The 24791-nt window shown below is 58.5% G+C and carries 26 protein-coding genes; 14 read left to right on the top strand and 12 right to left on the bottom strand.

The features are described from left to right. Positions 1-288: 288 nt before the first annotated feature. From efeB to efeU, 3 genes are read right to left on the bottom strand one after another with little or no spacing between them, the layout of a single operon-like run. Positions 289-1572 carry an iron uptake transporter deferrochelatase/peroxidase subunit gene (gene efeB / locus DG357_RS08475; RefSeq protein ID WP_088204987.1) on the bottom strand — a complete coding sequence of 428 codons (1284 nt, stop codon included), beginning with the start codon at positions 1570-1572 and terminating at the stop codon, positions 289-291. A 5-nt stretch (positions 1573-1577) separates the two neighbouring features. After that, positions 1578-2705 carry an iron uptake system protein EfeO gene (gene efeO, locus DG357_RS08470; RefSeq protein ID WP_028012666.1) on the bottom strand — a complete coding sequence of 376 codons (1128 nt, stop codon included), beginning with the start codon at positions 2703-2705 and terminating at the stop codon, positions 1578-1580. Positions 2706-2745: 40 nt separating this feature from the next. Next, complete coding sequence (gene efeU / locus DG357_RS08465) at positions 2746-3579, bottom strand: iron uptake transporter permease EfeU (RefSeq protein ID WP_028012665.1); 834 nt, start codon at positions 3577-3579, stop codon at positions 2746-2748. 251 nt (positions 3580-3830) lie between these two features. Here efeU and DG357_RS08460 point away from each other — a divergent pair, with 251 nt between their 5' ends. Then, positions 3831-5015, top strand: a complete 1185-nt coding sequence (locus tag DG357_RS08460) for a NupC/NupG family nucleoside CNT transporter (protein WP_047368266.1) — start codon at positions 3831-3833, stop codon at positions 5013-5015. Between the two features lie 47 nt (positions 5016-5062). Here the strand turns inward: DG357_RS08460 and DG357_RS08455 are convergent, their stop codons facing one another. Both DG357_RS08455 and putP read right to left on the bottom strand, forming a co-directional pair. Then, a complete protein-coding gene (locus DG357_RS08455) occupies positions 5063-5482 on the bottom strand; it encodes a DUF3574 domain-containing protein (RefSeq protein ID WP_088204986.1) in 420 nt (139 codons plus the stop codon). 70 nt (positions 5483-5552) lie between these two features. After that, positions 5553-7061 (bottom strand): sodium/proline symporter PutP, encoded by a 1509-nt coding sequence (gene putP, locus DG357_RS08450; RefSeq protein WP_108780330.1) that lies wholly within the window; start codon positions 7059-7061, stop codon positions 5553-5555. A 422-nt stretch (positions 7062-7483) separates the two neighbouring features. Between putP and putA the strand changes: the two genes are divergently transcribed. Together putA and DG357_RS08440 are read left to right on the top strand one after the other, a co-directional pair. Further along, positions 7484-11446 (top strand): trifunctional transcriptional regulator/proline dehydrogenase/L-glutamate gamma-semialdehyde dehydrogenase, encoded by a 3963-nt coding sequence (gene putA, locus DG357_RS08445; RefSeq protein WP_088204985.1) that lies wholly within the window; start codon positions 7484-7486, stop codon positions 11444-11446. Between the two features lie 51 nt (positions 11447-11497). Next, positions 11498-11893 (top strand): lysozyme inhibitor LprI family protein, encoded by a 396-nt coding sequence (locus DG357_RS08440; RefSeq protein WP_041910548.1) that lies wholly within the window; start codon positions 11498-11500, stop codon positions 11891-11893. On the opposite strand, the gene rutR is transcribed toward DG357_RS08440, so the two are convergent. Further along, positions 11890-12528 (bottom strand): HTH-type transcriptional regulator RutR, encoded by a 639-nt coding sequence (rutR, locus tag DG357_RS08435; protein WP_088204984.1) that lies wholly within the window; start codon positions 12526-12528, stop codon positions 11890-11892. The genes DG357_RS08440 and rutR overlap by 4 nt on opposite strands. A 245-nt stretch (positions 12529-12773) precedes the next feature. Here rutR and rutA point away from each other — a divergent pair, with 245 nt between their 5' ends. The 7 genes from rutA to rutG are packed head-to-tail and all read left to right on the top strand — an operon-like array spanning position 12774 to position 18208. Next, positions 12774-13865, top strand: a complete 1092-nt coding sequence (gene rutA / locus DG357_RS08430; RefSeq protein WP_041910549.1) for a pyrimidine utilization protein A — start codon at positions 12774-12776, stop codon at positions 13863-13865. After that, positions 13865-14554: a pyrimidine utilization protein B gene (gene rutB / locus DG357_RS08425; protein WP_028012657.1), complete on the top strand. Its 690-nt coding sequence runs from the start codon at positions 13865-13867 to the stop codon at positions 14552-14554. The genes rutA and rutB overlap by 1 nt, the downstream gene beginning before the upstream one ends. A gap of 11 nt (positions 14555-14565) precedes the next feature. Continuing rightward, positions 14566-14952: a pyrimidine utilization protein C gene (gene rutC, locus DG357_RS08420; RefSeq protein ID WP_088204983.1), complete on the top strand. Its 387-nt coding sequence runs from the start codon at positions 14566-14568 to the stop codon at positions 14950-14952. A gap of 7 nt (positions 14953-14959) precedes the next feature. After that, entirely contained in the window at positions 14960-15760 is an 801-nt protein-coding gene (gene rutD / locus DG357_RS08415) for a pyrimidine utilization protein D (RefSeq protein WP_028012656.1), read from the top strand. A 9-nt stretch (positions 15761-15769) separates the two neighbouring features. After that, positions 15770-16360 carry a malonic semialdehyde reductase gene (locus DG357_RS08410; RefSeq protein WP_041910551.1) on the top strand — a complete coding sequence of 197 codons (591 nt, stop codon included), beginning with the start codon at positions 15770-15772 and terminating at the stop codon, positions 16358-16360. Positions 16361-16372: 12 nt separating this feature from the next. Beyond that, the gene (rutF, locus tag DG357_RS08405) at positions 16373-16864 is read left to right on the top strand and encodes an NADH-dependent FMN reductase RutF (protein WP_032644856.1); all 492 of its coding nucleotides are present in this window, start codon (positions 16373-16375) and stop codon (positions 16862-16864) included. A 21-nt stretch (positions 16865-16885) separates the two neighbouring features. Continuing rightward, complete coding sequence (gene rutG, locus DG357_RS08400) at positions 16886-18208, top strand: pyrimidine utilization transport protein G (protein ID WP_048959639.1); 1323 nt, start codon at positions 16886-16888, stop codon at positions 18206-18208. Between the two features lie 58 nt (positions 18209-18266). Here the strand turns inward: rutG and DG357_RS08395 are convergent, their stop codons facing one another. The 4 genes from DG357_RS08395 to DG357_RS08380 form a co-directional block, all read right to left on the bottom strand. Further along, positions 18267-18767, bottom strand: a complete 501-nt coding sequence (locus tag DG357_RS08395) for a GNAT family N-acetyltransferase (RefSeq protein WP_172616463.1) — start codon at positions 18765-18767, stop codon at positions 18267-18269. Between the two features lie 27 nt (positions 18768-18794). After that, the gene (locus DG357_RS08390) at positions 18795-19064 is read right to left on the bottom strand and encodes a type II toxin-antitoxin system TacA family antitoxin (protein WP_008499829.1); all 270 of its coding nucleotides are present in this window, start codon (positions 19062-19064) and stop codon (positions 18795-18797) included. Positions 19065-19125: 61 nt separating this feature from the next. Beyond that, entirely contained in the window at positions 19126-20043 is a 918-nt protein-coding gene (locus DG357_RS08385) for a DMT family transporter (protein ID WP_088204981.1), read from the bottom strand. Between the two features lie 116 nt (positions 20044-20159). Continuing rightward, positions 20160-20330 (bottom strand): con-10 family general stress protein, encoded by a 171-nt coding sequence (locus tag DG357_RS08380; RefSeq protein WP_001273664.1) that lies wholly within the window; start codon positions 20328-20330, stop codon positions 20160-20162. 390 nt (positions 20331-20720) lie between these two features. On the opposite strand from DG357_RS08380, the gene wrbA reads away from it, so the two are divergent. Together wrbA and DG357_RS08370 are read left to right on the top strand one after the other, a co-directional pair. Beyond that, positions 20721-21317, top strand: coding sequence for an NAD(P)H:quinone oxidoreductase (wrbA, locus tag DG357_RS08375; protein WP_041910554.1), 597 nt, complete (start codon positions 20721-20723; stop codon positions 21315-21317). An 18-nt stretch (positions 21318-21335) separates the two neighbouring features. Next, entirely contained in the window at positions 21336-21563 is a 228-nt protein-coding gene (locus DG357_RS08370; RefSeq protein WP_028012649.1) for a YccJ family protein, read from the top strand. Positions 21564-21596: 33 nt separating this feature from the next. Here the strand turns inward: DG357_RS08370 and agp are convergent, their stop codons facing one another. After that, complete coding sequence (agp, locus tag DG357_RS08365) at positions 21597-22838, bottom strand: bifunctional glucose-1-phosphatase/inositol phosphatase (protein ID WP_088204980.1); 1242 nt, start codon at positions 22836-22838, stop codon at positions 21597-21599. A gap of 152 nt (positions 22839-22990) precedes the next feature. Between agp and DG357_RS08360 the strand changes: the two genes are divergently transcribed. Beyond that, positions 22991-23434 (top strand): winged helix-turn-helix transcriptional regulator, encoded by a 444-nt coding sequence (locus DG357_RS08360; RefSeq protein ID WP_028012647.1) that lies wholly within the window; start codon positions 22991-22993, stop codon positions 23432-23434. Between the two features lie 125 nt (positions 23435-23559). Next, positions 23560-24354 carry an SDR family NAD(P)-dependent oxidoreductase gene (locus DG357_RS08355; RefSeq protein ID WP_088204979.1) on the top strand — a complete coding sequence of 265 codons (795 nt, stop codon included), beginning with the start codon at positions 23560-23562 and terminating at the stop codon, positions 24352-24354. Position 24355: 1 nt separating this feature from the next. Here DG357_RS08355 and DG357_RS08350 read toward each other — a convergent pair whose 3' ends face one another. After that, entirely contained in the window at positions 24356-24715 is a 360-nt protein-coding gene (locus tag DG357_RS08350) for a winged helix-turn-helix transcriptional regulator (RefSeq protein WP_023335206.1), read from the bottom strand. Positions 24716-24791: the final 76 nt, after the last annotated feature.

The following is a 24791-nucleotide window of genomic DNA, read 5'->3' as shown; positions in this document are numbered from 1 at the left end:
TCTGAGCCTCCGCGCCGGGTGCTGCGGTTGTTATGTTTACCTTGTCCAGTACAGGACGCAACCATTCGCGATCTCCATAGTGATTCAGCATCACTGCCGGGAACTACCGCTGTCTTATCTTAAGTACATCAGGAGTTATCATAAATGCAACATTTATTTTACCTGAATGCAACTTTTAAGACTGTTCCTGCAGCGGAATCAGTCTTATATATGAATATTACAGAAATATAACAATAAGATAGTCATATGAAAAAATAATGTCCCCGCGAACTATCGCAGGGACGATTATCAGGCTTCCATCAGACCTTGTGCGAGATACGCGCCAGCATCGCGCGCGCCGGGCAGGGCAAAGAAATAGCCGCCGCCGATGGGCTTAATGTACTCTTCCAGCGCTTCGCCGTTTAACCGCTTCTGCACGGTCAGGAAGCCTTTCTCCAGATCGTGCTGATAGCAGACGAACAGCAGCCCCATATCAAGCTGGCCGGAATTGGTCACGCCCAGCGAATAGCTGTAGCCACGGCGCATCATCAGGCTGAACTGCGTCTCTTTGGTGCGCGGGTTGGCAAGGCGAATATGGCTGTCGAGCGCGATAACGTCGCCATCCGGGTCGTTCGCGTAGTCCGGCACATCATGCTCGTGCTTCATGCCCAGCGGCGCCCCGCTCTGCTTGTCGCGGCCAAAAATCGTCTGCTGCTCTTTCAACGGCGTGCGGTCCCAGAACTCCACGTGGAACTGAATAATGCGCACAGCCTGGTAGCTGCCGCCCACCGCCCATGCGGGTTCCCCCTGATCTGCCGTCACCCACACCACGTCTTTCATCAGCGCCGCATCGCTGCTGTCCGGGTTGGCCGTGCCGTCCTTAAAGCCCAGCAGGTTAACCGGCGTCTCTTTGCCTTTGCTGCGGGCGGCGTGGTCAGAGATAAACCCTTCCCGCTTCCAGCGCACGCTCAGCAGATCCGGCGTGTGCTTGATGATATCGCGCAGGGCGTGGATCACCGTGTCCTGTGTATTGGCACAAATCTGCAGGAGCAGATCGCCGTGGCACAGCGCCGCGTCGAGGGAGTCATTCGGGAAGCGCGTCATCTTCTGCAGCGCGTTCGGCTTCTGTTTTGCCAGGCCGTAGCGGCCGTCAAACAGCGACTCCCCTACCGACACGGTAATGGTCAGGTTATCCGGCGCGATAAACGCCCCGAGGATACCGGAATCCATCGGCGGCAGACGCGGGTTCGGCGTATCCGGTGCCGGCCCGCCCGCGGTAAGAAACGCGATGCGCGCCGTCAGCAGGCGGAACAGACGCTCCAGATCCGCCTTATCGCTGGCCAGCGAATCAAAGGCCACCAGCATCATGGAAGCCTGCTGCGGCGTGAGAATACCCGCCTGGTGCGCGCCATAAAACGGCTGGGTCTCCATGCGGGCATCCGGCGAGAGCGTACCGGGTGCGCTCTGCGGTTTCGCCGCATGCGCCACCGGGCAACCTCCCGCCAGGGCAAACGCGCCGCCCAGCGCCCCTACCCCTTTTAACAACCGACGCCGTGAAGGTTCAGCGACGTCGTACTCGTCATGCTTGTTCATCGTGCTTAGTCCAGACCCAGTACGCCGCGCAGCAGGGAGAGATCTTCCGCCAGCGTCGTAATCGGGCCTTTCAGCGCGTTACGGTCGGCGTCGGTCAGCTTGTCGTAGGTTTCGAACCCGTCTTTGGTACGGTACTTCGCCAGGATGGTATCGACCTTTTTGAAGTTGGCATCTACTTTCGCCAGCAGTTCGCCGTTCTCTTTCTGCAGCTGAGGACGCAGCAGCTCGACAATCTTCTGCGCACCGTCGACGTTGGCCTGGAAGTCCCACAGGTCAGTGTGGCTGTAGCGATCTTCTTCACCGCTGATTTTGCTCGCGGCCACTTCTTCAATCAGACCGGCCGCGCCGCCCACCACCTTCGACGGCGGGAAGGCAAGCTCGCTGATGCGCTTTTGCAGCTCCAGCACGTCGGTGTTCAGCTGCCCGGCGTATTTCTCCATTCCTTTGGTGGAGTTATCGCCAAACAGGGCTTTTTCCAGACGGTGGAAGCCGGTGAATTTCGGATCGGCGGCCTTCTGCTCGTAGTCATCTTCGCGGGCATCAATGCTGCCGTCGAGGTCAGAGAACAGCTCGGCAATCGGCTCGATGCGCTCGTAGTGCTGACGGGTTGGCGCGTACAGGGATTTCGCTTTTTCGATATCGCCCGCTTTCACGGCGTCGGTGAAGGCTTTGGTACCCGTGACCAGGTCCGCCGTCTCTTTGGTGACGTAGGCTTTATAGGCGGTGATAGCGTCGCCCAGGCTCAGCAGGGCCGTGCCTTTGGCCGCGTCCGCCGTCGCTGCACCTTTGACGATCAGCTTGCCTTTAGGGTTGGTCAGCAGGCCGCAGGTCATGTCGTATTCACCCGGCTGCAGGTTGGCGGTCATCTTCTGACTGAAGCCTGGCGCGATGTTCTCGCGCTCTTCCACCACCATCACGCCTTTGAGGATCTCCCACTCCAGCGCCTTCTGGCTGTGGTTCTGAATGATAAACTGGGTTTTACCGCTGTTAACCGTGATGGTCATCGGCTCGCACTGCTTATCGTTAACGGTGACTTTTACCTGCGGAATATCCGCAGCCTGCGCAGCGAATGCAGAAGCGAACAGCGCGGCAATGCCTGCGCACAATGCACTACGACGAAACTGAATTGCCATGACTCTTCCCTTAAAAAGTATGTTGTAACTAAAACAATAATTACGGCGCAACGCGCGACGCCTGCGAACCGGTACGCGGCGGCATCGCGAACAGCACCAGCGCCGGAACCAGATAGATAAAGTACATCGCCACTTCGCTGACGCTCGGCGTTTCCTGGTAGCCGAAGATGCCTTCGAGCAGGGTGCCGGTCAGTGAATGGGTGGAGAGAACGTTGCTAAGATCGAACGCCACGTCCTGGAAGTGGTTCCACAGGCCCGCCTCGTGGAAGGCGCGGATCGCCCCTGCTGCCAGCCCCGCGGCCACCAGCAGAATGAACAGGCTGGTCCACTTAAAGAAGGCGCCCAGGTTGAGGCGAATGCCGCCCCAGTAGAGCAGAAAGCCCAGCACCACCGCCGTTGCCAGACCGAGCATGGCACCCAGCGGCGGCCAGATGCCCACATCCTGCTGGAATGCCGCCAGCAGGAAGAAAACCGATTCCAGACCCTCGCGTGCCACGGCGAAAAAGACCATCATAATCAGCGCCCAGCCGTGGTGATTCCCCTTCTGCAGGGCGTTATCCACCGCCTGCTCCAGCTGCACCTTCACGTTGCGGGAAACTTTGCGCATCCAGAAGACCATCCACGTCAGGATGAACACCGCAATCACGGCGACGATACCTTCAAACAGCTCCTGCTCTTTCTGCGGGAATTCGCCGGTGGTTTCATTGATGAGGATACCTAAGCCCAGGCAGAGCGCCGCGGCAAGGAAGACGCCAACCCACATCACGCCAATCCAGCGCCCACGCTGGGTGCGCTTCAGATAGCTGGCGATAAGGCTGACAATCAGGGCCGCTTCAAGGCCTTCACGTAACATAATGAGAAATGGAACAAACATGCCGACACCTTAAATGTTTATCGCGGTCAACTGATGCAAAGAAAGGTAAATTCTTGTGATAGTGATTATCATTACGGCGAAAGGAAACACAAGCGAAATGTGTGGTGATTTGATGACGAGTTGTAAACGTAAAGCCTGTTAATAGTTGCCGCCGTTACCGTTAAGTTTATAAGTTATAATAAAAATGCCCATTTACGGTTAACCAGTGCTGTGGCTAAATATCCGCCTCAAAAACCAACCGAAAATATCCCATGTTTAAGATTGTCCATTTCCTGCTGGCGCTGGTGATTATTCTTGCGCTTGCCTGGCTGGTGAGTTTCGACCGCCGAAAAATTCGCATTCGTTATGTTTTACAGCTGATTGTTATTGAAATTGCTCTGGCGTTCTTTTTCCTGCACGCCGAAAGCGGGCTATTCCTGATTAAATACGTTTCCGGCTTCTTTGAGTCACTGCTGAAATTTGCCTCGGAAGGGACGAATTTCGTCTTTGGCGGAATGGGTGAAAAAGGGCTGGCGTTTATTTTCCTCGGCGTGCTGTGTCCGATTATTTTTATTTCCGCACTGATTGGTATTCTCCAGCACTGGCGGATCCTGCCGATTTTTATTCGAATCATCGGGACGCTGCTGTCAAAGCTGAACGGCATGGGCAAGCTGGAATCGTTCAACGCGGTGAGCTCGCTGATCCTCGGCCAGTCGGAAAACTTCATTGCCTATAAAGGCGTGCTGGGGGATCTCTCCTCGCGTCGTCTGTTCACCATGGCGGCCACGGCCATGTCGACGGTCTCCCTGTCGATTGTCGGTGCCTATATGACCATGCTCGACGCCAAATTTGTCGTTGCCGCGCTGATCCTGAATATGTTCAGCACCTTTATTATTCTCTCGGTCATTAACCCGGTACGTCCGGAAGCCGAGCCGGATATCAAGCTGGAAAAACTGCACGAATCCCAGAGCTTCTTTGAAATGCTGGGCGAGTATATTCTGGCCGGTTTTAAGGTGGCGATGATTATTCTGGCGATGCTGATTGGGTTTATCGCCCTCATCAGCGCCGTTAACGCCCTCTTCTCCAGCGTATTCGGCATGAGCTTCCAGCAGATCCTGGGCTATGTGTTTTATCCGCTGGCGTGGCTTATCGGGATTCCGCTCAGCGATGCGTTAAACGCGGGCAGCATTATGGCAACCAAGCTGGTGGCGAATGAATTTGTGGCGATGATTGAGCTGCAAAAAATTGCTCATGAAATGTCACCGCGCGGGCTGGGTATTTTGTCCGTCTTCCTCGTCTCGTTTGCCAACTTCGCCTCCATCGGCATCGTCGCCGGGGCGATTAAGGGGCTGAACGAGCAGCAGGGCAACGTGGTGTCGCGGTTTGGTCTGCGCCTGGTATACGGTGCGACGCTGGTGAGCCTGCTGTCGGCGAGCTTTGCGGGATTAGTGCTGTAAATAGCTTTGCTACAAAACAACAACGGCGGGTTATCCCGCCGTTTTTGTTAAAACTGTACGCACACCGGCTGGTCGACCCGCATCACCGATTCCTGCGCGAAACGAGACTTATAGATCCCGCGCAATGCTTCGATGTTCTTCTCGCTTTGCGCATCTTTACCGTGGATAAGCATTAACGCTTTGCTGGATTCACGCGCCACTTTCCCGTCGTTCCCCAGCCACTGCCCGCGCGCATCAAACACCGTTAAGCCATCGCGAAAACGCGGCGTCACGTCCTGATCAACAAACTGCTGCCATTCGCTGCCGGTAATCTGCGCCCCTGCCGGGCGATTCAAGCCAAAATAGAGCGTGGTCTGCTGCATCTGGTTATCCGCTTTGCAGGTCTCCACCGCCGCGTGTTGCGATGGTGCGTTGCAGCCCGCCAGCAGCATTAATGCTGCCACCATTAACCCTGTTTTAATCATCATTTATCATCTCGAACTGGTGAACGGTCTGTCCCCTCTCCCATTCTGGGAGAGGGTTAGGGTGAGGGGAAAATTATTCTGCCTGAAGCTTAGTCGGCGGCGCAGTGTGGTAGTGCGCATCCGCTTCCGCAAAGCGCTTCTGCATAGAGGCAGACGGCGCTTTACCCAGCAGGCTGAACACCACAATACCGATGCTGCCGAAGATGAAGCCCGGAATGATTTCGTACAGGCCCAGCCACGCGAACTGCTTCCAGACGATGACGGTCGCCGCACCGATGATCATCCCCGCCAGCGCGCCGTTGCGGGTCATGCGTGACCACATGACGGAGAACAGCACCACCGGCCCAAACGCGGCACCGAAGCCCGCCCACGCGTAGCTCACGAGACCCAGCACGCGGTTTTCCGGGTTGGCTGCCAGCGCAATGGCTACCAGCGCCACCACCAGCACCATAAAGCGCCCTACCCACACCAGCTCTTTCTGGCTCGCATTTTTACGCAGGAAGGCCTTGTAGAGGTCTTCGGTGATTGCACTGGAGCAAACCAGCAGCTGGCAGCTCAGGGTGGACATCACCGCAGCCAGGATCGCGGAGAGCAAAATACCGGCAATCCAAGGGTTAAACAGGATCTGCGCCAGCTCAATGAACACGCGCTCGGCGTTCTGGTTCACCGCGCCCGCCTGCGCCGGGTTATTGCTGAAGTAGGCGATACCGAAGAAGCCGACCGCACACGCGCCCGCCAGACACAGGATCATCCACGTCATGCTGATGCGACGCGCGTGAACGATGGTGTGATGAGAATCCGCCGCCATAAAGCGCGCCAGAATGTGCGGCTGACCGAAGTAGCCCAGGCCCCAGCCCATCAGGGAGACGATGGCAACGAAATTCAGCCCTTTCAGCATATCGACGTTTTCGATGCTCTTCTGCTTGATCACTTCCAGTGAATCGCCAAAGCCGCCAACGGTGAAAATCACAATCAACGGGGTCAGGATCAGGGCGAAGATCATCAGGCTCGCCTGCACGGTGTCGGTCCAGCTTACTGCCAGGAACCCGCCCACGAAGGTATAGAGGATGGTTGCCGCGGCACCGGCCCACAGGGCGGTTTCATAGCTCATGCCGAAGGTGCTTTCGAACAGTCGCGCACCCGCCACGATGCCGGAGGCGCAGTAGATGGTGAAGAACAGCAGGATCACCACCGCGGAGATAATGCGCAGAATGCGGCTGTTATCTTCAAAGCGTCCGGTGAAGTAATCCGGCAGCGTCAGGGCGTTGTTGTTGGCTTCGGTATGCACGCGCAGACGGCCTGCCACCAGCTTCCAGTTGATCCACGCGCCGACGGTCAGGCCGATGGCGATCCAGCTTTCGGAAATACCAGAGATGAAAATCGCGCCCGGCAGCCCCATCAGCAGCCAGCCGCTCATGTCGGATGCGCCCGCAGAGAGCGCGGTGACCATTGGGCCTAAGCTGCGCCCGCCAAGGATGTAGTCGTCAAAGTTTTTAGTGGAACGCCATGCCAAAAACCCTATCAGGATCATGCCAAAAATATAAACGAGAAATGTCACCAGCATCGGTGTGCTAATAGCCATTCAAATTCTCCAAAATGTCGAGCGACAACCGTCCGGGTTGCCTTGTTATGTCATCACCGGAACGTAGTGATGTGTGTATGTGTTTCCGTTGGGCGCGCTATCCTGCCGTATACGCTTCCCACTGACAAACGATTTAACACTGCATTTACATGAATTTCATCCCTGGTTTTATACGTCTTTCCTATAGGTTGCACTCGCTCACATTTATACGGGTTGCACCTTTGAAAAGTGTTAAGCACCGCATAAAAACAGGCTTCGCATGCAGAAGCCAGCGCTTTTTTCCAGCTAACCATTCGTTAACAATCCATTCATTTTCCAGCTTGCAAACCAGGTCACATTTAACACGGTTGCACAAAGTTGCAACATGGTGGATATTTCACGCTATCAACAGAACGCTATTACAGAACAACAGGAGTTTTGGCATGGGGATGACCACCATGGGGGTTAAGCTGGATGACGCGACCCGCGAACGGATTAAGACCGCAGCAACCCGCATTGACCGCACACCGCACTGGTTAATCAAGCAGGCGATTTTTAACTATCTGGAAAGGCTGGAGAGTGAAGACGGCCTGCCTGAGCTGCCTGCCCTGCTGACGGGCGCAGCGAACGAAAGCGAAGACGCCGCGACGGCGGTGGAAGAAAACCACCAGCCGTTCCTCGAATTTGCCGAGCAGATCCTGCCGCAGTCCGTCAGCCGCGCCGCCATTACCGGGGCTTACCGCCGCGCCGAAACCGACGCCGTGCCAATGCTGCTGGAGCAGGCCCGCCTGCCGGAAGCCATTGCCGCCCAGGCGCACAGCCTGGCATATCAGTTAGCCGACAAGCTGCGCAACCAGAAAACCGCCACCGGCCGCGCCGGGATGGTGCAGGGCCTGTTGCAGGAGTTCTCCCTCTCCTCGCAGGAAGGCGTGGCGCTGATGTGCCTGGCGGAAGCGCTGCTGCGTATTCCGGATAAAGCTACCCGCGATGCGCTGATCCGCGACAAGATCAGCAACGGCAACTGGCACTCCCACATTGGCCGCAGCCCGTCGCTGTTCGTCAACGCCGCCACCTGGGGTCTGCTGTTTACCGGCAAGCTGGTCTCCACCCATAACGAAGCCAACCTGTCACGCTCTCTGAACCGCATTATCGGCAAGAGCGGCGAGCCGCTGATCCGCAAGGGCGTGGACATGGCGATGCGCCTGATGGGCGAGCAGTTCGTCACCGGGGAAACCATTGCCGAAGCGCTGGCGAATGCCCGCAAGCTGGAAGACAAAGGTTTCCGCTACTCCTACGACATGCTGGGTGAAGCGGCGCTCACCGCCGCCGACGCGCAGGCCTACATGGTCTCTTACCAGCAGGCGATCCACGCCATCGGTAAAGCGTCCAACGGTCGCGGTATTTATGAAGGCCCGGGCATCTCTATTAAGCTCTCCGCACTGCACCCGCGCTACAGCCGCGCGCAGTACGACCGGGTGATGGAAGAGCTCTATCCGCGCCTGAAGTCCCTGACCCTGCTGGCGCGCCAGTATGACATCGGCATCAACATCGACGCCGAAGAGGCTGACCGTCTGGAGATCTCCCTCGATCTGCTGGAAAAATTGTGCTTCGAGCCGGAACTGGCAGGCTGGAACGGGATTGGTTTCGTTATTCAGGCCTACCAGAAACGCTGTCCGTTCGTCATTGATTACCTGATTGACCTGGCCAGCCGCAGCCGTCGCCGCCTGATGATCCGCCTGGTGAAAGGCGCCTACTGGGACAGCGAAATCAAACGCGCCCAGATGGAAGGTCTGGAAGGCTATCCGGTTTATACCCGCAAGGTCTACACCGATGTCTCTTACCTCGCGTGCGCGAAAAAACTGCTCGGCGTGCCGAACCTGATTTATCCGCAGTTCGCGACCCACAACGCCCATACCCTGGCGGCGATCTACAGCCTGGCCGGGCAGAACTACTATCCGGGCCAGTACGAGTTCCAGTGCCTGCACGGCATGGGCGAACCGCTGTACGAGCAGGTCACCGGTAAAGTGGCGGACGGCAAGCTGAACCGCCCGTGCCGCATCTATGCCCCGGTGGGCACCCACGAAACCCTGCTGGCGTACCTGGTGCGTCGTCTGCTGGAGAACGGGGCGAACACCTCCTTCGTTAACCGTATCGCCGACACCACCCTGCCGCTCGACGAGCTGGTGGCCGATCCGGTGCAGGCCGTTGAGAAGCTGGCGGCGCAGGAAGGCCAGATTGGTCTGCCGCATCCGAAAATTGCCCTGCCGCGCGAGCTGTACGGCGCGGGCCGCGTCAACTCAGCGGGCCTGGATCTGGCGAACGAACACCGTCTGGCGTCGCTCTCCTCTGCCCTGCTCAACAGCGCATTGCAGAAATGGCAGGCTAAACCGATCCTTGAGCAGTCCGTTGAGGACGGTGAAATGCAGCCGGTGATCAACCCGGCAGAGCCGAAGGACATCGTCGGCTACGCGCGTGAAGCAACCGAAGCGGAAGTGGACCAGGCGCTGGAGAGCGCGGTGAATAACGCGCCAATCTGGTTCGCCACCCCGCCGCAGGAGCGTGCCGCCATTCTGGAACGTGCCGCGGTGCTGATGGAAGATCAGATGCAGCAGCTCATCGGCATTCTGGTGCGTGAGGCGGGGAAAACCTTCAGCAACGCCATCGCCGAAGTGCGTGAGGCGGTCGACTTCCTGCACTACTACGCCGGTCAGGTGCGCGATGATTTCGACAACGAAACGCACCGTCCGCTCGGTCCGGTGGTCTGTATCAGCCCGTGGAACTTCCCGCTGGCGATCTTCACCGGCCAGATTGCCGCCGCCCTTGCCGCAGGCAACAGCGTGCTGGCGAAACCGGCAGAGCAAACCCCGCTGATTGCCGCCCAGGGCATCAACATTCTTCTTGAAGCAGGCGTTCCGGCGGGCGTGGTGCAACTGCTGCCAGGGCGCGGTGAAACGGTGGGCGCCAAACTCACCTCCGATAACCGCGTGCGCGGCGTGATGTTTACCGGTTCGACCGAAGTGGCCTCCCTGCTGCAACGCAACATCGCCACCCGTCTGGATGCGCAGGGTCGTCCTACCCCACTTATCGCCGAAACCGGCGGCATGAACGCCATGATCGTTGACTCCTCCGCCCTCACCGAGCAGGTGGTGGTTGACGTGCTGGCCTCCGCCTTCGACAGCGCTGGTCAGCGCTGCTCCGCCCTGCGCGTGCTGTGCTTACAGGATGACGTGGCTGACCACACGCTGAAGATGCTGCGCGGCGCGATGGCGGAATGCCGCATGGGCAACCCGGGCCGTCTCACCACCGACATCGGGCCGGTGATCGACGCGGAAGCCAAAGCCAACATTGAAAACCATATTCAGGCCATGCGCGCCAAAGGCCGTCCGGTGTTCCAGGCGGTGCGCGAGAACAGCGAAGATGCCCGCGAGTGGCAGACTGGCACCTTCGTGCCGCCTACGCTGATTGAGCTGGCAAGCTTCGACGAGCTGAAAAAAGAGGTCTTCGGCCCGGTGCTGCACGTGGTGCGTTACAACCGTAACAACCTCAACGCGCTTATCGACCAGATCAACGCCTCCGGCTACGGCCTGACGCTCGGCGTGCATACCCGAATCGACGAGACCATTGCGCAGGTCACCGGCACGGCCAAAGTCGGCAACCTGTACGTCAACCGCAACATGGTTGGCGCGGTCGTGGGCGTGCAGCCGTTCGGCGGCGAAGGCCTCTCCGGTACGGGTCCGAAAGCGGGCGGCCCGCTCTACCTGTATCGTCTGCTGGCGAACCGTCCTGAGAACGCACTGGGAGTCACCCTGGCGCGTCAGGATGCGGAGTATCAGGTGGATGCGCAGCTGAAAACCGTGCTGACCCAGCCGCTGGAGGCGCTGATTAAGTGGGCTGATAACCGTCCTGAACTGCGTGCGATTGCGCAGCAGTACGGCGAGCTGGCGCAGGCCGGTACCCAGCGTCTGCTGCCGGGGCCAACCGGCGAGCGCAACACCTGGACGCTGATGCCGCGCGAACGCGTACTGTGCGTGGCGGATAACGAGCAGGACGCGCTGGTACAGCTAGCCGCGGCGATGGCCACCGGGTGTGAAGTGCTGTGGCCGGACGATGCGCTGCATCGCGATCTCGCCAAACAGCTGCCGAAAGCGGTCTCGGCCCGCATTCGCTTTGCGAAGGCCGATGCCCTGCTGACCCAGCCGTTTGACGCGGTGATCTACCACGGTGATTCCGACCAGCTGCGCGAGCTGTGCGAGCAGGTGGCGGCCCGCAGCGGGGCGATTGTTTCCGTGCAGGGCTTCGCCCGCGGGGAAACCAACCTGCTGCTGGAGCGTCTGTACGTGGAGCGCTCGCTCAGCGTCAACACTGCAGCGGCGGGCGGTAACGCCAGCCTGATGACAATCGGCTAACGCTGTGCTAATAAGGCTCCGGAGACGGAGCCTTATTTTATTGGGGAGTATATGAAACGATATCTTATCGCCGGTGCGGCACTGCTGCTCAGCACCAGCGCGCTTGCCAACGAGTGCGACAACGCCACTACGCAGCTTGAACTGAATACCTGTAGCGCGCAGCAGTACCAGGCAGCCGATAAAAAACTCAACCAGACCTATCAGGCCGCCATCAAACGCGCGGCGGCCCCCCAGCGCGACCTGCTGAAAAAAGCGCAGCAGGCGTGGATTACCCTGCGCGACGCGGACTGCGCGTTTATCGGTTCGGGGACGGAAGGCGGGAGCGTCCAGCCAATGATTGTTAACCAGTGCCTGGCGGAAAAAACCGTGGAGCGCGAGGCGTTTCTGGCCTCGCTGATGCAGTGTGAAGAGGGTGACTTAAGCTGCCCTCTCCCGCCGGGCAATTAACGCACGCGGATCCCTTCGGTAATCATCCGCTGCACGTTTTCGAGTGTGCTCTGGAAAAACGCCTCGTCCTGGAGCGTTTTACCGGTCACCGCCTCAACCTGGGCCGCAAAGTCAGCGTAATGCTGGGTAGCGGCCCAGATCATAAAGATCAGGTGCTGCGGGTCGACCGGGGCCAGCTTACCGCTGGCAACCCATCCGGCGATAATCGCCGACTTATCGTCCACCAGCTGCTTTAAATCCCCCGTCAGCTCCGCCTGTAGCAGCGGCGCGCCCTGCAGCATCTCAAGACAAAACAGCCTTGACGCCTGCGGGTAATCGCGCGACACCTCGAGCTTCAGGCGAATGTACTCCTCGATAGCCACCAGCGGGGCCAGCTCTTCGCGAAATGCCTTGAGCGGCGCCAGCCAGATATCGAGGATCTGCTGCATCACCGCCACATACAGCGCCTCTTTCGACGGGTAATAGTAGAGCAGATTGGTTTTAGACACCCCGGACTGCTCCGCCACCTGCTCCAGGCGCGTGCCGTGGATGCCAAACTGTGAAAAGGTCTCCAGCGCGGCGCTGAGGATCGCCTGCTTCTTGGCGCTCACCGCCTGCGAACGTTTTCCGGGTGTTTTCACTGCGCCTTGTGTCATTTCCGCTCTCCATTTTCTTTCCTGCGCTCAGCATAGCAAAACCCCCGCCTCGCCACGACCTTCTGCACTCCCATCGCGCATGAGTGCCTGTTTTCTGTGCAATGTTTTTGACCATTTAGTCCACATTTAGCGGCATCAATCCTCCAACCTTTGATTAACACATTAATAACACAAGCGTTTTCAAAACTGGCATTGCCTTTGCAAAACCACCGTTACACCTGCGACGTAATGAAGAGAGGTTCGTGATGAAAATTGGCGTATTTGTACCCATCGGCAACAACGGCTGGCTTATCTCGACCACTGCACCGCAGTACATGCCGACCTTTGAGCTGAACAAAGCCATCGTGCAGAAAGCGGAGCACTACCATTTCGACTTTGCGCTTTCGATGATCAAGCTGCGCGGCTTTGGCGGCAAAACGGAATTCTGGGATCACAACCTGGAGTCCTTCACACTGATGGCCGGGCTGGCAGCGGTTACCTCGCGGATCCAGATCTACGCCACCGCGGCCACCCTCACCCTTCCGCCCGCGATCGTGGCACGCATGGCCTCCACCATCGACTCCATCTCCGGCGGGCGCTTTGGCGTTAACCTGGTCACCGGCTGGCAAAAACCGGAGTACGAGCAGATGGGACTCTGGCCGGGCGACGATTACTTCTCCCGTCGCTACGACTACCTGACCGAATACGTGCAGGTCCTGCGCGATCTGTGGGGCACCGGCAAAAGCGACTTCAAAGGCGACTTCTTTACCATGAACGACTGCCGCGTCAGCCCGCAGCCGTCGGTACCGATGAAGGTGATTTGCGCCGGGCAGAGCGACGCGGGCATGGAATTCTCCGCGAAATATGCTGACTTCAACTTCTGCTTCGGCAAAGGCGTTAACACCCCTGCCGCCTTTGCCCCGACCGCGGCACGCATGAAGGAGGCCGCCGACAAAACCGGGCGCGACGTGGGCTCGTACGTGCTGTTCATGGTCATTGCCGACGAAACCGACGACGCCGCACGCGCCAAATGGGAGCGGTATAAGGACGGCGCTGACGACGAAGCCCTGAGCTGGCTTACCGAGCAGAGCCAGAAAGACACCCGTTCCGGCGCAGACACCAACGTGCGTCAGATGGCCGACCCGACCTCCGCCGTCAATATCAACATGGGCACGCTGGTTGGCTCGTACGCCAGCGTTGCCAGGATGCTCGACGAAGTGGCAGCCGTTCCAGGGGCGGAGGGCGTCCTGCTGACCTTCGATGATTTCCTCACCGGCGTGGAAACCTTCGGCGAGCGCATCCAGCCGCTGATGCAGTGCCGCGCCCATATCCCTGCCGTCACGAAGGAGGTGGCGTAATGACGACCTTAAACGCTCGCCCGGAAGCCATCACCTTTGCGCCGCAGCAGAGCGCGCTGATCGTGGTGGACATGCAAAACGCCTATGCCAGCCAGGGCGGTTATCTGGATCTGGCGGGGTTCGACGTCTCCGCCACAAGGCCGGTGATCGAGAACATCAAAACCGCCGTCGCCGCCGCGCGCGCGGCGGGAATGCTCATCATCTGGTTCCAGAACGGCTGGGATGACCAGTACGTCGAGGCAGGCGGCCCCGGCTCGCCCAACTTCCACAAGTCGAACGCCCTGAAAACCATGCGCAAGCGGCCCGAACTGCAGGGCAAGCTGCTGGCCAAAGGCGGCTGGGATTATCAGCTGGTGGATGAGTTGGTCCCGCAGGCGGGCGATATCGTCCTGCCGAAACCGCGCTACAGCGGCTTTTTCAACACCCCGCTCGACAGCCTGCTGCGCAGCCGGGGCATTCGCCACCTGGTGTTCACCGGCATTGCCACCAACGTCTGCGTGGAATCGACACTGCGCGACGGCTTTTTCCTCGAGTATTTCGGCGTGGTGCTGGAAGACGCGACCCATCAGGCCGGGCCGGAATTCGCCCAAAAGGCAGCTTTGTTCAATATCGAAACCTTTTTTGGCTGGGTCAGTAACGTTGCGGATTTCTGCGACGCCCTGAATCCTCCGCTCGCCCGTATCGCCTGAGGAGACACACGATGCCGAAATCCGTAATCATCCCGCCTGGCACCAGCACGCCCATCGCCCCGTTCGTCCCCGGCACCCTCGCCGACAACGTGGTGTATGTCTCCGGCACGCTGCCGTTTGATAAAGACAACAACGTGGTATTTATCAACGACCCAAAGGCGCAAACCCGCCACGTGCTGGAGACGATCAAAACCGTGATCGAAACGGCAGGTGGCACGATGGAGGATGTGACCTTCAACAGCATCTTTATCACCGACTGGAAAAACTACGCCGCGATTAACGAAATATACGCCGAGTTCTTCCCCGGCGATAAACCGGCGCGGTTCTGCATTCAGTGCGGGCTGGTAAAACCGGACGCGCTGGTTGAGATCGCCACCGTTGCGCACATCGCGAAGTGAGGCAGGCATGAAACTTTCCGTCTCGCCGCCGCCGTACGAGGGTGCGCCCGTGGTGGTCTTTATTTCCGGTCTCGGCGGCAGCGGCAGCTACTGGCTGCCCCAGCAGGCCGCGCTGGAGCCGGAGTATCAGGTGGTGTGCTATGACCAGCGGGGAACGGGCAATAACCCCGACACCCTGCCGGAGGGTTACAGCCTTGCGCAGATGGCAGACGAGCTCGCCCAGGCGCTGGCTGACGCAGGCATTGCGCGCTACAGCGTCGTCGGGCACGCGCTCGGCGCGCTGGTCGGCCTGCAACTGGCCCTCGACAGGCCCGACGCCCTCACCGCGCTGGTGTGCGTCAACGGCTGGCTGACCCTCAATGCCCACACCCGCCGCTGTTTTGACGTTCGCGAGCGGCTGCTGCATTCCGGCGGCGCGCAGGCGTGGGTCGAGGCGCAGCCGCTGTTTCTCTACCCGGCAGACTGGATGGCCGCCCGCGCGCCGCGTCTGGAGGCCGAAGAAGCGCTGGCGCTGGCCCATTTCCAGGGTAAAACCAACCTGCTGCGCAGGCTCAGCGCCCTGAAAAAAGCCGACTTCCGCCGCCAGTCCGCACGCATTCGCTGCCCGGTTCACATTATCTGTTCCGCCGACGACGTGCTGGTGCCGTCCGTCTGTTCCGCTGAACTGCACGCCGCCCTCCCGCACGCCCACAAAACGGTCATGCGCCAGGGCGGACATGCCTGCAACGTCACCGAGCCGGACACCTTTAACACCCTGCTGCTGAACGGGCTTGCCAGCCTGCTGCACAGCCCTGAACCCGCTTTATAAGGAGCTTTAATGAGCGAAGCCATTACCCCCGCCGCGCTGGAAACGCTGTTCACCGGTGCCCGCACCCACAACGGCTGGCTGGATATGCCGGTCAGCGACGAGACGCTGCGCGAGATGTATGACCTGATGAAATGGGGCCCAACGTCTGCCAACTGCTCACCGGCGCGCATTGTCTTTGTGCGAAGCGCAGAGGGAAAAGAGAAGCTGCGCCCGGCGCTCTCCAGCGGCAACCTCGAGAAAACGCTTACCGCCCCGGTGACAGCGATTGTTGCCTGGGACGGGGAATTCTACGAGCGCCTGCCCGAGCTGTTCCCGCACGGCGATGCCAGAAGCTGGTTTACCGCAAGCCCCGCGCTGGCGGAAGAGACGGCCTTTCGCAACAGCTCAATGCAGGCCGCGTATCTGATTTTCGCCTGCCGCGCACTCGGCCTGGACACCGGGCCGATGTCGGGCTTTGACCGACAAAAGGTCGACGAGGCCTTTTTCACCGGCACAACGCTTAAAAGCAACCTGCTGATCAACATTGGCTATGGCGATACGCGCAAACTTTACGGGCGCCTGCCGCGCCTGACCTTCGACGATGCCTGCGGACTGGCGTAAGGAGCGATCGTGATGACACCCGATAAACAAACCTTTCGCGACGCCATGGCCTGCGTCGGCGCGGCGGTCAACATCATCACCACCGACGGCCCGGCGGGGATGGCGGGCTTCACCGCCAGCGCGGTATGCAGCGTCACGGATTCCCCTCCCACCCTGCTGGTGTGCCTGAACCGCGGCGCGTCGGTCTGGCCCACGTTCAGCGAAAACCGCACCTTGTGCGTGAATACCCTGAGTGCCGGACAGGAGCCTTTATCCAATCTGTTTGGCGGCAAAACGCCGATGGCGGAACGCTTTACCGCCGCCCGCTGGCAGACGGGCGACACGGGCTGCCCGCGTCTGGAGGATGCGCTGGCCTCGTTTGACTGCCGCATCAGCCAGGTGGTCAGCGTCGGTACCCACGACATTCTGTTTTGCGACATCGTATCGATTATTCGCCACCCCGCACCGCAAGGTCTGGTGTGGTTTGACCGCAGCTACCACGCGCTTATGCGACCCGCCTGCTAAGGCGCTTTAAGGAGACAGACCATGTTCGGATTTCCCCACTGGCAGTTGAAATCGACCTCCACTGAAGCAGGCGTGGTCGCGCCGGATGAACGCCTCCCGCTCGGGCAAACCATGGTGATGGGCGTCCAGCATGCAGTCGCGATGTTTGGCGCGACGGTATTGATGCCGATGCTGATGGGGCTCGATCCCAACCTGTCTATTCTGATGTCGGGAATCGGCACCCTGCTGTTCTTTTTTGTTACCGGCGGGCGCGTGCCCAGCTATCTGGGCTCCAGTGCCGCTTTTGTCGGCGTGGTGATCGCCACTACCGGTTTTAACGGCCAGGGGATCAACCCCAACCTGAGCGTGGCCCTCGGCGGCATCATCGCCTGCGGGCTGGTCTATACCCTGATTGGTCTCGTTGTGATGAAGATCGGCACGCGCTGGATCGAACGGATGATGCCCCCCGTCGTCACCGGCGCGGTGGTGATGGCGATAGGCCTGAACCTCGCGCCGATTGCGGTGAAAAGCGTCTCCGCTTCGCCGTTTGAAAGCTGGATGGCGGTGATCACGGTGCTGTGCATCGGCCTGGTGGCAGTCTTTACGCGCGGGATGATCCAGCGTCTGCTGATCCTGGTCGGGCTGATTGTCGCCTGTCTGATCTACGCCCTGCTGGCGAACGTGTTCGGCATGGGCAAGCCGGTCGATTTTACCCTGCTTCATCAGGCCGCCTGGTTCGGTCTGCCGCAGGTGACCTCGCCCACCTTTAACACGCAGGCGATGATGCTTATCGCCCCGGTGGCGGTGATCCTGGTGGCGGAAAACTTAGGGCACCTGAAGGCGGTCGCGGGAATGACCGGGCGCAGCATGGATCCGTTCATGGGCCGCGCGTTCGTCGGCGACGGGCTGGCGACCATGCTCTCAGGCTCCGTGGGCGGCAGCGGCGTGACCACCTACGCGGAAAACATCGGCGTGATGGCGGTGACCAAGGTCTACTCAACGCTGGTCTTCGTGGCGGCGGCGGTAATGGCGATCCTTCTTGGTTTCTCACCGAAGTTCGGCGCGCTGATTCACACCATTCCGTCACCGGTCATCGGCGGCGCGTCGATTGTGGTGTTCGGGCTGATCGCCGTGGCCGGAGCGCGCATTTGGGTGCAGCATCGGGTTGACCTTAGCCAGAACAGCAACCTGATCATGGTGGCCGTCACGCTGGTGCTGGGCGCGGGCGATTTTGCCCTGACGCTGGGCGGGTTTACGATTGGCGGGATTGGTACGGCGACCTTCGGCGCGATCCTGCTTAACGCCCTGCTGAGCCGCCGGATGGCTGCCGCGCCGCAGGCCGCCGCGGCGCATCAGGATTCGTGAAATCGATATGTCGGGTGACGGCTACGCCTTACCCGACCTGCATGCTCCTTAAGAGCGATCACGCCTGCTCAAACAGTCGTTCGATAGCTTTTGTCGGGAAGAACAAAGAATGGCTGTTTTCGCCTGCCAGCGGGATGAACCCCAGCTTCAGATAAAATCGTTTAGCCTGCTCGCTAAGGGCATCAACAAATATTCCATGTACTCCCACAGCCTGCGACGCCAGGTAAACCACCCGCATAGCGTGTGCAACAAGCGTTGTTCCCCACTCGTTTCCCTGTAGTTCTTTATGAATAGCCAGACGTCCCAGCGTCACGCTGGGTACGTTGAGATAAGGGATCCGACGCTGCTGGGTCTTAGAAGGAAGCATCGCTCTCTCAAAGCAACTTCCCGATAGCGTGTAATAGCCCAGCACGCGCGGATGGTCGCGCTCTTTAAGCAGGTAGGCTCGTAGAATACGTCCATTGTGCTGGCGTACCAGGTGTTCTCTCAGGAAGGCATTTAGCGAGGGTTCACCACAATCAAAATCCCCGAAATCATAGTCGGTTCCCTCTGAAAACATTTCAATCGTGAGATTTGCCAAGACGCTTCACTCCATGTTTCGAAGACGTTTTGCCGCTCGCTTGAGGCGTTCATTTGGCTCTGGCGGATTGTCGATAGCATCCATCACCGCATTCCAGGAGGCTTCGTTTAACACGAGACGACGGTGCTGCTCGATGACCTCTGCAGCACGCTCTGACGCACTGTTCACCATAAACTGGGTGATCGTTTGATTCGTCATCGCCGCCGCTTCTTCAATCATTGTTTTGTCTTCGTCCGTTAAGCGAAGATCGATACGCTGTTTTTTAAGTGCTGGCATGGTTTACATCACCGTGTACGGTTTTAATCCGTACATATCCTAAGTAACGTTGCGCTTTTTTTCAATCTAAACCTTTTTCAGCAGTCAAATGACTCGCTTCACGCCCCCGCTTTCTGAGCTTTAGTTCGCTCACCAGCACCCCGGCGACAATAAACGCCGCGCCCACCAGCGCCAGCAGCGGTAAACGCTCGCCGGCCAGTCGTCCGAAAATCCCCGCCCAGACCGGTTCACCGGTGTAGATCACCGTCGCTCGCGTTGGCGATACGCTGCGCTGCGCCCAGTTCATGGTCACCTGGATAATGGCGCTGAAGATGCCAAGCCCCAGCGCGACCACCACCAGCCCCGTGGACATCGGCGGCACGGATTCCCCGGCTGGCACCATCGTCGCGAAGGCCACCAGCGACGCCGTTGCGAGCTGCACCACCGTCACGCGCTTGACGTCCACTTTCCCAGCCCAGGCGCTGATCAGAATAATTTCCGCCGCGATGGCAATGGCCCCGACGAGGGTAATGATCTCGCCCGGCCCCAGCGCCAGCAGGTTATTTTCCGGCCCGGCTAATAAAATCAGGCCGATAAACGCCAGCACGATGCCAATGCAGGACATCAGCCCCGGTAGCCGCCCGAGGCATAACCATTGCAGCAGCGGCACCAGCGGCACGTACATGGCGGTAATAAAAGCGGATTTGCTGCTGGAGATGGTCTGCAATCCCCACGTCTGCAGGCTGTAGCCCATCGCTATCGCAACTCCAATCGCCACGCCGGCCTTGAGTTCCTTCAGCGACAGACCCCGCAGCGTTTTAAGGGAGATCAGCCCCACGGCTATCGCCGCCGTCGCAAAGCGCAGGCCGACAAAAAAGAACGGATCGCTGAGGGTCACCGCGTACTGGACGGCAAGAAAGGTCCCGCCCCAGAACATGGTGATGAGAATAAGGATGGCTTCCTGCGGTTTTATGGAGAATTTAAAGCGTGAGACGGACATGCGACACCAACAAGTGAGATCAATTCTGTAGTGTGCGTTGCCTTTGGTTACAGTTCAATGTTGCAGACATAAAAAAACCGCCGGGAAACCCGGCGGCAGGGAGTCAACCCGGCGTACTACTTATTGCTGCCGTGGCTATTTTTACCCCCTTTTTTACCAGCCTCTGATGCGCGCTGAGGGTCGTTCTTGAAGTTACCCCCGCTAGACTGGCCACCTTTACGACCTGCTTCTGATGCTCTTTCACGGTCTTCAGCGAAATTACCTGAACCACCACGATGGTTTGCCATCTCTAACCTCCAGAGTGTGAAACATTAGACATCATATTGCATTCAGTAAAAGAGGATTCTTTCACCTCGCGGCTAAAGGACAGGGCCTTTATCTGTGCCGCGTGAAACTAAGCTTAGTGGACTGAGGCTATCCGGCAAGCCAAAGGTAATATTCTGCAACATGATATCCGTCTTTCGGGTCAGATAACGCGACGGAAATCCATAAGCCTTTCTTATCATTTTAAAATTCGACGACCAGAAAGTTGTTTCATTTTGCTACAGCACCTTATTGTAACCATGTTGTTATAAATCAAAGAAATGCCGTTCATTTTTGCAGTCTGGCCGTGATGTCATATCTTTAAATGAACGCAGCGATCCGCTGTCAGAAAAACCAACGAGGAGTGATGCAAAATGGCAAAAGTTCTGGTGCTCTATTATTCCATGTATGGACACATTGAAACCATGGCTCACGCGGTAGCAGAAGGTGCAAACAGAGTGGACGGCGTTGAGGTTGTGGTAAAACGCGTACCGGAAACCATGCAGGCGGAAGCGTTCGCCAAAGCCGGGGGAAAAACACAAAATGCCCCGGTCGCCACCCCGCAGGAGCTGGCGGAGTATGATGCCATTATCTTCGGCACCCCGACCCGCTTCGGCAATATGTCAGGCCAGATGCGTACCTTCCTCGATCAAACCGGCGGGCTCTGGGCATCCGGGGCGCTGTACGGCAAACTCGCCAGCGTATTCAGCTCTACCGGTACCGGCGGCGGCCAGGAGCAGACGATTACCTCAACCTGGACTACCCTTGCTCATCATGGGATGGTGATTGTGCCAATTGGCTACGGCGCGCAGGAGCTGTTTGACGTTTCCCAGGTGCGCGGCGGGACGCCGTACGGCGCAACCACCATTGCCGGTGGGGATGGCTCACGTCAGCCAAGCAATGAAGAACTCTCCATCGCCCGCTATCAGGGTGAATACGTCGCGGGTCTCGCTAAAAAACTGAACGGCTAACCCAACAGGAGGAAAAGTATGCCAACACAGGAATCCAAAGCTCACCACGTGGGCGAATGGGCAAGTTTACGCAACACCTCTCCGGAGATTGCCGAAGCCATCTTTGAAGTCGCGAACTACGACGAAAAGCTGGCCGAGCAGATTTGGGAAGAAGGCAACGATGAAGTGCTGATTCGCGCCTTCGAAAAAACGGACAAAGACTCGCTCTTCTGGGGCGAGCAAACCATCGAACGTAAAAACGTCTAAGCGTTTCCCCCCGCCGCAGCGGGGGGTTCTCTTTTACTTCGCCGCGTTATTCATGACCGCATTGAATTTATCAACCGGACAGAAGCCGTTCGCGTCCACCGGACAGCCCTTCAGCTCCAGCGTCACGCGCTGCGCGGGTGACTGCAATGACAGCACGCTGGCGTTGCGCAGCTGCTCCGCGCTCTGGTAGACATACTCAATTTTCATCAGCTCCTGATTGCTGTTTTTGTCGTGCCAACGCTGGAAGACAATCTTGCCGCCGATCGGGGTCCGTTCCTGCTGGTCATGCAGCTGATACGGCTTGAAATCCAGCGCGGTGAGCAGTGAAGCGATGTTCGAATCGTGCCCTACCAGCAGAGTAATCTTAGGTGCTTTCGCCTGTTCGGTGACCAGCGTTTTATCAATATATTTCACCAGCGGCTTCGCCACGTTTTGCGCCACCTCGGTGGAGGTAAACAGCGAGTCCTGATAGCCGTTCTTCAGCTTCGACAGCACGCGCCACTGCTGGTCGGTCTTGATTTCACCCCAGGCCACCTGGTCGGCCGGAAACCCTTCGTAATACTGCAGCGTGAACGCATCCACCAGCGAGTTACCCACCTTCAGCGGCCCGGATACGCCAGGCTCTTTTTCATAGTCGGCGCTAAAGGTATCTTTCGCGTCTGCCAGCGAGCAGACCTTTTTCTCTTTGCAGGACGGAGAGTCAGCGTAGTTCGTCATCTGCTCCAGCAGCTTATAGCTTTCACCAAGCTGCATTTTCTGCCGCTCGGACTCCATCGCCTTGAGTGCTTTTTCGCGGAATTCCGGCGAGTTATCGGTAATCACCGGATTAAAGGTCGGATCCATGGTGCCCATTTTTTCCTGATGATGCACGGGTACGTCGCAGCCCGGGAACGCGCCGGTGATAAAGAACTGCGCGGTGGCGACAGTACGCTGCAGGCTGTTGGCGTAAGCATAAACGCTATCCGCTGGCGGACACTCTCCCGTCTTCACCATCCCCTGCTCTGCCAGCCACTCGCGCATGTAATGGCCCATATAGACTTCCAGCACGCCGCCTTTGGTGGTGAGCTGACCGCCCGGCACGTCCCACTCCGGCCACTGCTTCGGCGTGGACTGCTCCAGCACGCTGCCGTTGTTAGCGAGCGGCGCGCGCAGGTTGTGACGGCTCATGATTAACACCTGCTCTAGCTGATAGCCTTTCGGCGTCTCCTGCGCCTGTGCCCCAAAGGTCATTGAAAGGGTACCTGCCACGGCCACTGCGAGTAGTGCTTTTCTCATCCCTCGTTCCTCACGTTTTTTTAATGTTCCAGGGAGTGTGACAGATTCGTGACAGTTTTTTCGGGAAGCATTTCTCAAACTGATGATTAACGTGCTTACGGTGGGCGCTAATTAGTTTTATAATAAAACCATACCCCACCGGAGACCTGACCGTGAAACGCACCCGCCTTGAAGAGAGCACCTGCCCCGTCGCCCGTTCGCTGGATATCATTGGCGACTGGTGGTCGCTGCTGATCGTTCGCGACGCGCTGCGCGGGATTAAACGCTTCGGCGAGTTTCAGAAAAGCCTCGGTATCGCAAAAAACATGCTCACCTCGCGGCTGAAGCTGCTGGTCGATGAAGGCATCCTCCGGCTTCAGCCCGCCTCCGACGGCAGCGCCTGGCAGGAATACGTTCTGACCGACAAGGGACGCGCGCTCCAGACGGTGCTGGTTGCTCTCTCCCAGTGGGGCAATGAATTTTTGTTCGCGGAAAACGAATGCGGCACCGTTCTCGTCGATAGCGAACAGCGCAAACCCCTGCGTAAACTGGCGCTTATCGCCGACGATGGGCGCGAACTGACGCCTGAAGAGATCGTGGCTAAACTCCCCTCCTGATCGTTCCCAACGGCAAAAGCACAAAATGCCCGGCAAAATAGTTGCATTATAAAACCAAATAGCAGAGAGTTAATTCAGTTTCATATTGAAACCAAATAACCCACTTTGCTTTGAGATAACACATGATGACTACGCAAATCACCACCGCCTTAATTACCGGCGCCTCTTCCGGGATCGGGGCCGTCTATGCCGATCGCCTGGCCGCGCGCGGCGCTAACCTGGTCCTGGTCGCCCGCCGCGAGGATCGCCTGAAAACCCTCGCCGCCGACCTGCGCGCGCGCTATGGCGTGGCCGTCGCTATACTGGTGGCCGATCTCAGCGATGAAGCCGGGATCCGCGCCGTGGAAAATGAACTGCGTCACAATACCGCCATCGATACGCTGGTAAACAACGCGGGCACCGCGCAGATGGCCCCGTTCCTCGCGGGCGATGTGGCGCAGCATCAGGCCATCAACACCCTCAACACCACGGCGCTGATGCGTCTGACCTACGCCATCCTGCCCCGCCTGGCGCAGAACAATCGCGGGACGCTGATCAATATCGCCTCGGTGTTATCGCTCCATGTCCGTGCGGGCAGCGCGCTGTACAGCGCCACCAAAGCCTGGGTACTGAGCTTTACCCGCGGACTGCAGGAAGAATTTGCCGATAGCAGCGTGCACATTCAGGCCGTGCTGCCCGCCGCGACGGCGACGGAGATCTGGAGCCATTCAGGGGTTACGGTGAACGATCTGCCGGAAGGGTCGGTGATGACCACCGACGATATGGTCGATGCGTCACTGGCGGGTCTGGATCAGGGCGAACAGATCACTATTCCGCCGATGCATGACGCCGCCCTGTGGGATCGCTACGAAGCGGCACGCCTTGAGCTGTTTAACAGCGCGCGCACCGGGGTTCCGGCACCGCGCTACGTGAAACAGTAGCCTAACGCTCAAGCTGGTCGCCGTACTCGCTCATCCAGGCGGCCAGCGGCGAGAGCGCATCCTGGAGGGTTAACCCCAGCTCGGTAATTTGATACTCCACGCGCGGGGGGATCTCCGGGTAGACCGTCCGCGTCACCAGCCCGCGCTGCTCAAACAGGCGGAGCTGCTTCGTCAGCTCTTTCTGCGTGATGGGGGCAGCGGCACGCAGCAGATCGCCAAAGCGTACAGGCGTGTTGAACACAATCAGGCGATAGAGAATGGGGATCGCCCATTTACCGGATATCAGGTTGACAAACTGCGTCATCGGGCAGGTATACGCCTCAGATTTTTTTTCGCAGCACACCTCCAGCATTTCTGCCATAGCACACCTCTTGCCTCGTTAGTATCCATTTGGTACCTGGTTTCCTTTCGATACTAACGTTTCTATAGTGCTTTCT

Source organism: Enterobacter bugandensis (assembly GCF_900324475.1).
GTDB lineage: Bacteria > Pseudomonadota > Gammaproteobacteria > Enterobacterales > Enterobacteriaceae > Enterobacter > Enterobacter bugandensis.
This window is presented reverse-complemented; position numbering and strand designations above follow the sequence as displayed.